This window comes from Pseudomonas sp. KB_15 (assembly GCF_052114525.1).
In the GTDB taxonomy this organism is placed as follows: domain Bacteria; phylum Pseudomonadota; class Gammaproteobacteria; order Pseudomonadales; family Pseudomonadaceae; genus Aquipseudomonas.
Map to the genome: position 1 here is coordinate 38,939 of NZ_JBFREX010000007.1, position 11,961 is coordinate 50,899.

The window sequence follows — 11,961 nt, forward strand, 5'->3', positions numbered from 1 at the left end:
ATCCGTCGATCAACGGTCAGATCTGCTGCCATGCGCGAACGCACCATTGCCAGTCATTTCGCCCGCGCCGCCCTGGGTGGTGCGCGTCGGCATGGCTACGACTATTCGGGCCTGCTCCAGCAATTGGGCATCAGCCCCGAGTTGCTGGACGAACCGCGGGCGCGCATCGCTCCGGAGCAATTCACCCAACTGATCCAGGCCTTATGGCTGGCACTGGACGACGAGTACCTGGGGTTCGGGCAAGCCCCGAGCAAACCGGGTAGCTTCGCGATGATGGGTCATGCCGTGATCCACTGCCGCAATCTGGATAAGGCACTCAATCGTGGCTTATTGTTTTATAGCCTATTCCCCGGGGCTCCGCGTTTGACCCTGAGCCGCGAGGACGAATGGGTCCGCCTGAGCCTGGACGACGCGCAACTTTGGGACCCGGACCACTTTCTGAGCGAGGCTCTGTTGGTGATCTGGCATCGATTCGGCAGTTGGCTGATCGGCCAGCGCATTCGCCTGGAGCAGGCCACATTCAGCTACCCCAGGCCCGAACACGGCGCCGAGTACGACCTGCTGTTTTCCTGTCCGCTTGAGTTTTCCAGGCCCCAGAGCAGCCTGTTGTTCCACAGCCGCTACCTGGTCATGCCGCTGTTGCAGGACGAACGCACCCTCAAGCATTTCCTCGAACGCTCCCCCGCCGACCTGCTCTCGCGCCCGGATGACGGCGACAGTTTGAGCAGCCGCTTGCGGCGCTTGCTCAGCCGCGACAGTTCTCGCTGGCCCGACCTCGAAGCCGTGGCCGCCCACTTGCACATCAGCCCGCAAACCTTGCGCCGGCATTTGCGGGAAGAGGGTTCGAGCTTTCAGGAATTGAAGGACCAGCTGCGCCGGGACATCGCGATTTATCACCTGAGCCGCGCCGACCTGTCGTTGCAACAGATCGCCGAGCAGCTGGGGTTTTCCGAGCCGTCGGCGTTTCACCGGGCGTTCAAGAAGTGGACCGGATTGACACCGGGAGCCTATCGGGCGCAGGAGAACTGATTTCCAAGGCCGAATTTTTTTGAAGTATTCACTGGCCTCATCGCGAGCAAGCTCGCTCCCACAGGTTTATCGCAACCCTTTGTGGGAGCGAGCTTGCTCGCGATGGCGTCCGATAAAACACCACTAAACCACCGGAAAGTGAATCCGGAACGCCGCCCCGCCCATTGGCGAATCCCCCAGCGTCAGCTGGGCGCTGTAGCTTTCGATGATGTCCTTGACCACCGCCAGGCCGATGCCCTGCCCCGGGTGCTGGCGGTCCAGGCGCTCTCCGCGCTCGAGAATCCGTGCGCGCTGATCCTGTGGCACGCCGGGGCCGTCGTCCTCGACACACAACTCGGTGCCGCCGAGGGTTTCGCGCACGCTGATGCGTACTTCGCCGAGGCACAGGCGATAGGCGTTTTCCAGCAGATTGCCCATCATCTCCAATAGAGCGCCCTGCTCTATCGGTACGTAACACGGGTCGGGCAAATCGAACGCGACGTGCACGCGCTTGTCGCGATAGACCTTGTCCAGCGTGTCGCACAGGCTTTTCAGCACCGGCCGCAAGTGCACCTGATGACGTACCAGACCACTTTTGCGCAGGCTGGCGCGCTGCAACTGGTAGCCGATCTGCTGGCTCATGCGTTCGATCTGGGTTTGCAGCACCCAGGCTTGATCGCGTTCCTCAGGACGCTGGGCCATGTCTTCACTGACGCCTTGCAACACCGCCAACGGCGTTTTCAGGCTATGAGCCAGGTCATCGAGAGAATCACGGTAGCGACTGCGCTGCTCACGCTCACTGTGCAGCAAGCGGTTGAGGGAACCGGTCAGGCGCAGCAATTCCCGGGGATGTTCTTCACTAAGGCTTTCGCGGGTGCCACCTTCGATCTGGTCCAGCTCCTGGCTCAAGCGCCGCAATGCCTGCAAGCCCCAGGTCAGACCGATCCACAGCAACGCCAGCAACACCAGCAGTGCCGCGCCAAAACCCAGATAGAGATTTTCCCGCAGGCCTTCGAGGGTCAGTTCGTACTCGCGAACCGGTTGCAGCGCCACGATGCTGAACGCCGCGCTTTTACCGCCGAGCAACTTGACCTCGACGTCGTAGACGAAGAACTCCTGGCCATTGGCTTCTCGGATCCGCGCGAACTCGTTGCCACGTCCGTCGTAGCGCGGCGTGTAATTGATCTGTTCTTCCCGGGTCGCCCTCGAACGCCAGACCAGATGCCCTTCACGGTCATAGATGTAGCCAAGCAATCGGCTGTCGGTGAGGTTGAAGCGTTCGTCGGGCAATTGCGCCGGCATCTGCAAGCTGTTGTTATCCACCCGGGCGGCAGAGATCAACGTGGTCACGTCCGATGCCAGGCGCTGCTCGATGGAGTCCTGCAACGCCAGGCTGAAGGCTCCCTGCATCGCCGGCAGCAACGCCAGCATGAACAACACCGCCAACAGCGTGGCGGCGAGCATCAAGCGAATGCGCAGCGAACGGATCAAGTGCAACGCTCATTGAACAGGTAGCCCAGGCCGCGTACGGTGTCGATCGGTTTGAACCCACCCGGCCCCTCCAGCTTGCGGCGCAGACGGCCGACCAGCACCTCGATCACATTCGGATCACGCTCGTCGTCATCCGGGTAGAGCTGTTCCATCAAGCGGTCCTTGGGCACCACCTGCTGATGATGGCGCATCAGGTATTCGAGAATGCGGTATTCGTACGCGGTCAGTGCCAGCGGCTGGTCGTCGAGGGACGCCTGCTTGCGATTGAGGTCCAGCAGCAAGGGACCGGCAACGATAGTCGATTGGGTAAAACCGCTGGAGCGGCGTAGCAAGGCATTCAGGCGGGCCTCCAGTTCTTCGAACTGAAACGGCTTGACCACGTAATCGTCGGCGCCGGCGGCCAGGCCTTCGACCTTGTCCTGCCAGTTGCCGCGCGCAGTGAGGATGAGGATCGGGAAGGTTTTGCCACTTGAGCGCAACTGGCGGATCAGGTCGAGCCCGCTCATGCCTGGCAGACCGAGGTCGATCACCGCCAGGTCAAAGTTGAACTGCGCGGTCTGGTACAGCCCCTCCTCGGCGTTGGCCACGGACTCGACCACGTGGCCGCTCTCCGTCAGGCGGGTTTTCAGGTGATGACGCAGTAGCGCTTCATCTTCGACGACCAGCAGTTTCATAACGCTCTCCCGGGCAAATCAACATCTCCAGAGGCACAACGTCGCACCTCAATAGCTAACATTGCAACGCTCACTGTAGGAGCGAGCTTGCTCGCGAAGACGGCGGCACAGCCAACATTGATGTTGCCTGACACACCGCTTTCGCGAGCAAGCCCGCTCCTACAGACTTCGCGTTGGCGCATACCCTTGTCAGAAAGCGTAGTTTGCCGACAGGTAAGTCTGGGCGCTGCTGGTCAGGTCCAGCGAACCCTGCTTGCTGCCACCGCGCTCACTCATCTCGGTGCTGGCGTTGCTGCGCAGGTAACGGTAACCCAGTTCAACCGAAGTGTTCTGCGAAACCTGTTGCAGCACACCCACCTGGCCACCGATGGCGTAGCCGATATCGCTGTCGCGGCTGAAGCCTGGCGACTCCTGGGTCATTTTGGTCAGGCCGGCCGTGGCGCCGCCGAACAATTTGGTGCTGCCGCCCACCGGGTAGAACAGATCGTAGCTGCCCAGGAGGTTTTCCTGACGCAGTTTAATGCCGTTGTGCGAGCCCGAGACGTTGTCGTAAGTGGCGTAGTAACGGCCCTGGCTATTCTGCTGGCCCAGACGCACACCCCAGGTGGTGTCCTTGCCGATCACGCCATCGGCGTTCGGGTGATTGAGGTTGTCATTCAGGGCGTGGGACTTTTTGACTTTGTCGCTGGTCTGTCCAAGAGTAAGGCTGGCGAAGTTGTCGTCAGACGCGAAGGCCGCGGTGCTCGCGCCCAGAACGGTGAACGCCAGAAGCAGTTTTTTGAATCCAGTCATTGGGGAGTTCCTCATGTGCCGTTTGTTTTTTGGGTACGGGGCAAGGTTACGCACCGCGCCCTGAACTCCCCCTGAACGCAATCTGAACCTGGGCTGAACCGCCCCCTCCCGAATGTTTCGACACGTTTCAAAAGGAGTTCCGACCATGCGCATGTTCTTAGCCGTCCTCCTACTGGCCCTGAGCGGGCTCAGTCAGGCCGCCATCAAGACTCAGGAAATTCCCTACCAAAGTGCCGACGGCACGAAAATGATCGGCTATTACGCTTTTGACGATGCCATCAAAGGCCCGCGCCCCGGGGTCTTGGTGGTGCATGAGTTCTGGGGGCTGAATGACTACACCAAGCGTCGCGCCCGGGATCTCGCCGGCCTGGGCTACAGCGCCCTGGCCATCGACATGTACGGTGACGGCAAAAATACCGAACACCCCAAAGACGCCATGGCCTTTATGCAAGCGGTGACGAAAGACAGTGCCGTGGGCAGCGCGAGGTTTAACGCCGGGCTCGACTTGCTGAAGAAACAGCCACAAACCGACCCGAACAAAATCGCCGCCATCGGCTACTGCTTCGGTGGTGGCGTGGTGCTCAACGCCGCGCGCCAGGGTGTGCCGCTGGCAGGTGTGGTGAGTTTCCATGGTGCGTTGGCAACCAATACGCCGGCAACGCCGGGCAGCGTCAAGGCGAAGATCCTGGTGGAGCACGGGGCGCTGGACAGCATCGTCACCCCGGAGACCATCAGCGCCTTCAAGAGCGAGATGGACAAGGCCGGGGCCGACTATAAATTCGTCAGTCTCGACGGCGCCAAGCACGGCTTCACCAATCCGGATGCCGATCGGTTGGGGCATGGCGGTCATGGCGGGCCCGACATTGGCTACAACAAGGCTGCGGATGAAAAGTCCTGGGCGGACATGCAGGCTTTCTTCAAAAAGATCTTTGGTTAACCCTGACATCTGTGGCGAGGGGGCATTCCGACAAGTCCCCTCGCCACAGCAAACTCCCTCGCCACAAAAGCCATCTGCTACTACCCAGTCCCAAGGCAACCCGGCAAAATGCCCGACATGAATGCCTCCCCCGCCCTGCCCGTCTGCTGCACGCCCCTCGATGACCATTGGCCGCTGCCGTTTGTGCTGCCCGATACGGTCCTGCTGAGTACTCACTTCGATAGCGCCCGACTGGCCAGCGATGATTTTCAGCGCAGCGCCGTCGAGGCGCCAGCGAGCATCCAGCGCTCGGTGGCCAAACGGCAGGCGGAGTTTCTCGCCGGGCGAGTCTGTGCACGGGCCGCGCTGCTACAGCTGGAAGGCCTGGACTTCAGCCCGGCCATCGGTGAAGACCGGGCACCGGTCTGGCCTGCGCACATCACTGGTTCGATCACCCACAGCACTGGCCGGGCCGCGGCGATCGTGGCGAACAAAAGCCATTGGCGCGGCCTGGGCATGGACCTGGAAAACCTGCTCAACCCCGAACGGGCTGAACGCCTGGCCGGGGAAATCCTCAATCCGCCGGAGCTACAGCGCATGGCGGCCGGTGATCACGATCAACGGGCGATGCTGGTCACCCTGACTTTCTCGGTCAAGGAAAGTCTGTTCAAGGCGCTCTATCCGATCGTTCAGCAACGCTTTTATTTCGAACACGCTGAAGTGCTGGAGTGGAGTGAGTCGGGTGAGGTGCGGTTGCGACTGCTCACTGATTTGTCCAGCGAATGGCGCAGCGGCACCGAGCTGGATGCGCAGTTCGGGGTCAAGGACGGACAGTTGCTGAGTCTGGTCAGCATCAAGGCCTGACGATTTTCGGTGTTTGGTATGGCCCCATCGCGGGCAAGCCCGCTCCCACAGTTGATCGTGTTTATCTGGAAAGACTCGGTCCCCTGTGGGAGCGGGCTTGCCCGCGAAAGCGTCAGATCGGTCACCGCTTTCCTTGAAGCAAAAGAAAACCCCCGACCCGCCAGAGGCTGATCGGGGGTTTTTAGTAAGCGCCTTGCGGCGCTTACCGGCTCAGCTTATTGGCAAGCTTCGCAATCCGGCTCGTCGATGGCGCAAGCCTTCGGCACTGGAGCAGGGCCGGCAGGCGCTGCCAGGACCGAATCTTCACCGTGGTTGCCGCCGCTGGAAACAGCGTTCAGCTTGCCGGTGTTGATGGTCGACTTCTCGGTGCTGGTCGCAGCCAGGGCACGGAGGTAGTAAGTGGTTTTCAGGCCACGGTACCAGGCCATGCGGTACGTCACGTCCAGTTTCTTGCCCGAAGCGCCAGCGATGTACAGGTTCAGCGACTGAGCCTGGTCGATCCACTTCTGACGACGGCTGGCGGCGTCGACGATCCACTTGGTGTCCACTTCGAAGGCAGTCGCGTAGAGCTCTTTGAGCTCTTGCGGGATGCGCTCGATCTGCTGCACCGAACCGTCGTAGTACTTCAGGTCGTTGATCATGACCGAGTCCCACAGGCCGCGAGCCTTGAGGTCGCGAACCAGGTACGGGTTGATCACGGTGAATTCGCCCGACAGGTTCGATTTCACATACAGGTTCTGGTAGGTCGGTTCGATCGACTGCGATACGCCGGTGATGTTGGCAATGGTCGCGGTCGGTGCGATGGCCATGATGTTGGAGTTACGAATGCCTTTCTGTACACGGGCGCGAACCGGTGCCCAGTCCAGGGTTTCGTTCAGGTCGACATCGATGTACTTCTGGCCACGGGCCTCGATCAGGATCTGTTGCGAATCCAGCGGCAGAATGCCCTTGGACCACAGCGAACCCTGGAACGTCTCGTAGGCGCCGCGCTCGTCGGCCAGGTCGCAGGAAGCCTGGATCGCGTAGTAGCTGACCGCTTCCATCGACTTGTCGGCGAACTCGACGGCAGCATCGGAACCGTAAGGGATGTGCTGCAGGTACAAAGCGTCCTGGAAGCCCATGATGCCCAGACCGACCGGACGGTGCTTGAAGTTGGAGTTCTTTGCTTGCGGCACCGAGTAGTAGTTGATGTCGATCACGTTGTCGAGCATGCGCACGGCGGTGTTCACGGTGCGTTGCAGCTTGGCGGTGTCCAGCTTGCCGTCGACGATGTGGTTCGGCAGGTTGATCGAGCCCAGGTTGCAAACGGCGATCTCGTCCTTGTTGGTGTTCAAGGTGATCTCGGTGCACAGGTTCGAGCTGTGGACCACGCCGACGTGCTGCTGCGGGCTGCGCAGGTTGCACGGGTCCTTGAAGGTCAGCCACGGGTGGCCGGTTTCAAACAGCATGGACAGCATTTTGCGCCACAGGTCTTTGGCCTGGATGGTCTTGAACAGCTTGACCTTGCCCGGGTACTCGGTCAGGGCTTCGTAGTACTCGTAGCGCTCTTCGAAGGCCTTGCCGGTCAGGTCGTGCAGGTCCGGTACTTCGGATGGCGAGAACAGGGTCCACTTGCCGTCATCGAAGACACGCTTCATGAACAGGTCAGGGATCCAGTTGGCGGTGTTCATGTCGTGGGTACGACGACGGTCATCACCGGTGTTCTTGCGCAGCTCGATGAACTCTTCGATGTCCATGTGCCAGGTTTCCAGGTAGGCACACACAGCGCCTTTGCGCTTGCCACCCTGGTTAACTGCAACGGCGGTGTCGTTCACTACTTTCAGGAACGGCACCACGCCCTGGGATTTGCCGTTGGTGCCCTTGATGTACGAACCCAACGCGCGAACCGGCGTCCAGTCGTTGCCCAGGCCGCCAGCGAATTTCGACAGCATGGCGTTGTCGTGGATTGCGTGGTAGATGCCCGACAGGTCATCCGGCACGGTAGTCAGGTAGCAGCTCGACAGCTGTGGACGCAGGGTACCGGCGTTGAACAGGGTCGGGGTCGAAGCCATGTAGTCGAAGGACGACAACAGGTTGTAGAACTCGATGGCACGGGCTTCGCGGTCTTTCTCTTCGATCGCCAGGCCCATGGCCACGCGCATGAAGAAGATCTGCGGCAGTTCGAAACGCACGCCATCCTTGTGGATGAAGTAACGGTCGTACAGGGTTTGCAGGCCCAGGTAGGTGAACTGCTGGTCGCGCTCGTGGTTGATCGCCTTGCCCAGTTTTTCCAGGTCGAAGGAGGCCAGCTCAGGGTTCAGCAGCTCGTATTCGATACCCTTGGCGATGTAGGCCGGCAGCGCCTTGGCGTACAGGTCGACCATCTCGTGGTGAGTGGCGCTTTCGGCGACGCCGAGGAAGCCCAGGCCTTCGGCACGCAGGGTGTCCATCAGCAGGCGCGCGGTCACGAACGAGTAGTTCGGCTCGCGCTCGACCAGGGTACGGGCAGTCATCACCAGGGCGGTGTTGACGTCGGTCAGGGCCACGCCGTCGTACAGGTTCTTCAGGGTTTCGCGCTGGATCAGGTCGCCGTCGACTTCTTCCAGGCCTTCACACGCTTCGGTGACGATGGTGTTCAGGCGTCCCATGTCCAGCGGCGCCAGGCTGCCGTCGGCACGGGTGATGCGGATCGACGGGTGCGCTTGTACCGGCTCTTCGGTGGTACGAACGGCACGTTCCTTGGAACGGGCATCACGGTAGATCACGTAGTCGCGAGCGACTTTCTGCTCGCCGGCACGCATCAGGGCCAGTTCGACCTGGTCCTGGATTTCTTCGATGTGGATGGTGCCGCCCGATGGCATGCGACGCTTGAAGGTCGCGGTGACCTGTTCGGTCAGGCGGGCAACGGTGTCGTGGATTCGCGACGAGGCAGCAGCGGTGCCACCCTCAACTGCGAGAAACGCTTTGGTGATGGCGACGGTGATTTTGTCATCGGTGTAGGGAACGACAGTGCCGTTACGCTTGATCACGCGCAGTTGGCCAGGCGCGGTGGCGGACAGATCCGAATTCGAATCAGCGGCCTGCGGCAAGGTGCCCTGCGGGTTCTCGCGAGTTGTGTCGGTTTGCATGGGGGAGTGTCTCCACATTCTCTATGTTTGTTTGGGCACCATCACGGTGCCCACCGTTCCGTCCTGAAGCACTACAACCGGCGAGCGCCGGGCATAACAACTTCGGGACAGTAGGAAGGGGGCTTTATCGGGCGCCGCTTCCATGCCGAAGTCTTTGGTCTCACGCCTTGGGCCTGAAACCGGGGTCCGTTATAGGTGACAGTTGGGACTGCAACACCCGTACCGTTTTCACCACTCGGGGCCGAAATACAGTAGCCATCCGCACGCGCGGTTTGGTCTTTCGAAAATACGTTTGGCTCAACCGGACAGAGGCAATAAAAGCGCTTGAAATTGATGTCTGGTTTGTGTTTGGTTTTTCGCGCAAAACCCTATATCTAGGGTTTTTTTAGCGCCGGGCTACAAGATAATGCGTTTTGGGGGGCGATTGCAACGTACTGCCTGTGGATAAACCTGTGCGTAAATTGTGTGTGAAAGAGGGAACCGGCGTGTAGGCCGCGATGCTGCTGGACCGGACCTTTTTTCAGCAATTTTCTGCGATCGAAAACGCTCGGGCGGATTTTTAAGGGCGCGAACCCTATCACAAAAAACCGTGTCGTCCGAACGTATTTCCCCGCTTGTGTTCTCGACGGGCGGCGTTTATACAATCGGCCCAGCGTGTATACATATTTGTCCCCCCGAATCATTACAAAAAGACGGGTGGATCCTTCCTTATTAGTGGTTTTGGCAAGCAGAGGTCACCCGTGGAGCAAGAAGCCTGGCAGGTATTGATTGTGGAGGACGACCAGCGACTGGCCGAACTGACCCGCGATTACCTGGAAGCCAATGGCCTGCGTGTATCGATCGAAGGAGATGGTGCGCTCGCTGCGAACCGCATCATCAAGGAACAACCGGACCTGGTGATCCTCGACCTGATGCTCCCCGGTGAAGATGGCCTGAGCATTTGCCGCAAGGTCCGCGCCCGCTATGACGGCCCGATCCTGATGCTCACCGCCCGCACCGACGACACCGACCAGATTCTCGGCCTGGACCTGGGCGCTGACGACTATGTGTGCAAACCGGTGCGCCCGCGCCTGCTGCTGGCGCGCATCCAGGCCCTGTTGCGCCGTAGTGAAACGCCCGAAGTCGCCCCGGAAAAACAGCGGCGTCTGCAGTTCGGCCCGCTGATCGTCGACAACGCCTTGCGCGAAGCCTGGCTGCAGGGCAACGGCATCGAGCTGACCAGTGCCGAATTCGACTTGCTCTGGCTATTGGTGGCCAATGCCGGGCGTATCCTCTCGCGGGAAGAGATCTTCACCGCGCTGCGGGGCATCGGCTATGACGGCCAGGACCGTTCCATCGATGTGCGCATCTCGCGCATCCGCCCGAAGATCGGCGATGACCCGGAGCATCCACGGCTGATCAAGACCGTACGCAGCAAAGGCTATCTGTTCGTTCCCGAGGCCTGCGTAGACCAGACCCTGTGAACTCGATCTTCCTGCGTATCTATGGCGGCATGTGCGCCGCGCTGATTCTGGTGGCGGTGCTCGGTGTGCTGGCGTTGCACCTGCTCAATCAGGTGCGCAGCGAGCAATACCGCGAGCGCCTGGCCCACGGCACGTTTTCGCTGATGGCCGACAACCTGCAGCCGATGAACCAGACCGAGCGCCACCGGGCCTTGCTGGTGTGGGAGCGGCTGCTGGGGATTCCGCTGGCGCTGAAAACCTTTGCCGAGACTGACCTTGACCTGACTCAACGCACTCGTGTGTTGCGCGGCCAGGCATTGGTGGAGCAGACCGGACCGCACGCGGCGAAGGTCTACAAGCTGGTCAGCGAAAAGGAGCAGTTGATGCTCACCGGGGAAGTGCAACAGATCAGCGAGCAACTGGCCCGGGCGACCATCTACCTGTTGACCGATGAACTGGTGCGCACCCCGGTAGCCGACCAGCCCTTGCGCCTGGCGCAATTGAAGCAAGACAAGGGCTTTGGCTTCGACCTGCGCTTGGTCACGGTTGACGAGGCGGACATGGACGAAGACCAGAGCCGCCGGGTGTCCGAGGGTGACACCGTGATGGCGCTGGGCAAGGAAGGCGATTCGATCCGGGTGTTTGCCGGCATGGTCGGCACGCCGTGGGTCCTGGAAATCGGCCCGTTGTACCAGATGAATCCTTACCCGCCGGAGTGGCTGGTACTGATTGCTGCGCTGGGCCTGACGCTGATCGGTTTGATCGTCTATCTGCTGGTGCGTCAGCTGGAGCGGCGCTTGCGTGGCCTGGAAGCGGCGGCCACGCGCATTGCCAAGGGCAGCCTGGAAACCCGCGTGCCGGCGCGCGGCGCGGACTCGGTCGGGCGGCTGGCCTCGGCGTTCAACGGCATGGCCGAGCACTTGCAACAGTTGCTGGCGATTCAACGCGAACTGGTGCGCGCGGTGTCCCACGAGTTGCGCACACCGGTGGCGCGTCTGCGCTTTGGCCTGGAAATGATCGGCTCGGCCACCACGCCGCAAGCCCTGGAAAAATACTGCCAGGGCATGGACAACGACATCGAGGATCTCGACCGGCTGGTGGACGAGATGCTGACCTACGCGCGGCTGGAGCAGGGCTCACCGGCGCTGAATTTTCAGCGGATCGATCTGGATGCCTTGGTCAATCAAGTGATTGAAGAACTGGCCCCGTTGCGTGCCGACGTCACGGTACAGCGGGGTTTGTGTCTGTCGGCTGCCGATAACGACGATGCCTGGGTCGAGGCCGAACCGCGTTATCTGCACCGGGCGATCCAGAACCTGGTGAGCAATGCCATGCGCCATGCGCAATCACGGGTGACCATCAGCTATCAGGTGGGGCAGCAGCGCTGCCGGGTGGATATCGAGGATGACGGGCCGGGGGTGCCGGAGTCGGCGTGGGAGAAGATCTTCACGCCGTTCCTGCGCCTCGACGACAGCCGCACCCGTGCGTCGGGCGGGCATGGACTGGGGTTGTCGATCGTGCGGCGCATCATCCATTGGCACGGCGGGCGTGCGTTGATCGGCAAGAGCAAGAGTCTGGGTGGGGCGTGTTTCAGCCTGAGCTGGCCGCGCAATCAGGAGAAGCGTTGAGGTCTGTGTAGTCTGTGATGACCTCTTCGCGGGCAAGCT

The 11,961-nt window shown here is 60.9% G+C and carries 9 protein-coding genes; 5 read left to right on the top strand and 4 right to left on the bottom strand.

The window, feature by feature from the left end; genetic code table 11:
• The first annotated feature begins 30 nt into the window (after window positions 1-30).
• Window positions 31-1,029: an AraC family transcriptional regulator gene (locus AB4Z35_RS10280; protein WP_442096898.1), complete on the top strand. Its 999-nt coding sequence runs from the start codon at window positions 31-33 to the stop codon at window positions 1,027-1,029.
• A 123-nt stretch (window positions 1,030-1,152) separates the two neighbouring features.
• Here the strand turns inward: AB4Z35_RS10280 and AB4Z35_RS10285 are convergent, their stop codons facing one another.
• The 3 genes from AB4Z35_RS10285 to AB4Z35_RS10295 form a co-directional block, all read right to left on the bottom strand.
• Window positions 1,153-2,499 carry an ATP-binding protein gene (locus AB4Z35_RS10285; protein ID WP_116261878.1) on the bottom strand — a complete coding sequence of 449 codons (1,347 nt, stop codon included), beginning with the start codon at window positions 2,497-2,499 and terminating at the stop codon, window positions 1,153-1,155.
• A complete protein-coding gene (locus AB4Z35_RS10290; RefSeq protein WP_108231731.1) occupies window positions 2,496-3,173 on the bottom strand; it encodes a response regulator in 678 nt (225 codons plus the stop codon). The genes AB4Z35_RS10285 and AB4Z35_RS10290 overlap by 4 nt, the downstream gene beginning before the upstream one ends.
• A 189-nt stretch (window positions 3,174-3,362) precedes the next feature.
• Window positions 3,363-3,965: a membrane protein gene (locus tag AB4Z35_RS10295; RefSeq protein WP_008003549.1), complete on the bottom strand. Its 603-nt coding sequence runs from the start codon at window positions 3,963-3,965 to the stop codon at window positions 3,363-3,365.
• Between the two features lie 145 nt (window positions 3,966-4,110).
• On the opposite strand from AB4Z35_RS10295, the gene AB4Z35_RS10300 reads away from it, so the two are divergent.
• Together AB4Z35_RS10300 and AB4Z35_RS10305 are read left to right on the top strand one after the other, a co-directional pair.
• Window positions 4,111-4,902, top strand: a complete 792-nt coding sequence (locus tag AB4Z35_RS10300) for a dienelactone hydrolase family protein (protein WP_442096901.1) — start codon at window positions 4,111-4,113, stop codon at window positions 4,900-4,902.
• Between the two features lie 117 nt (window positions 4,903-5,019).
• Window positions 5,020-5,745, top strand: a complete 726-nt coding sequence (locus tag AB4Z35_RS10305) for a 4'-phosphopantetheinyl transferase family protein (protein ID WP_442096903.1) — start codon at window positions 5,020-5,022, stop codon at window positions 5,743-5,745.
• A gap of 215 nt (window positions 5,746-5,960) precedes the next feature.
• Here the strand turns inward: AB4Z35_RS10305 and AB4Z35_RS10310 are convergent, their stop codons facing one another.
• Complete coding sequence (locus AB4Z35_RS10310; protein WP_442096905.1) at window positions 5,961-8,852, bottom strand: ribonucleoside-diphosphate reductase subunit alpha; 2,892 nt, start codon at window positions 8,850-8,852, stop codon at window positions 5,961-5,963.
• A gap of 740 nt (window positions 8,853-9,592) precedes the next feature.
• Here AB4Z35_RS10310 and AB4Z35_RS10315 point away from each other — a divergent pair.
• Window positions 9,593-10,315, top strand: coding sequence for a response regulator (locus AB4Z35_RS10315; protein ID WP_007980115.1), 723 nt, complete (start codon window positions 9,593-9,595; stop codon window positions 10,313-10,315).
• On the top strand, window positions 10,312-11,922 hold the full coding sequence (locus AB4Z35_RS10320; RefSeq protein WP_442096906.1) for an ATP-binding protein: 1,611 nt from the start codon (window positions 10,312-10,314) through the stop codon (window positions 11,920-11,922). Before AB4Z35_RS10315 ends, AB4Z35_RS10320 begins: the two co-directional genes overlap by 4 nt.
• Window positions 11,923-11,961: the final 39 nt, after the last annotated feature.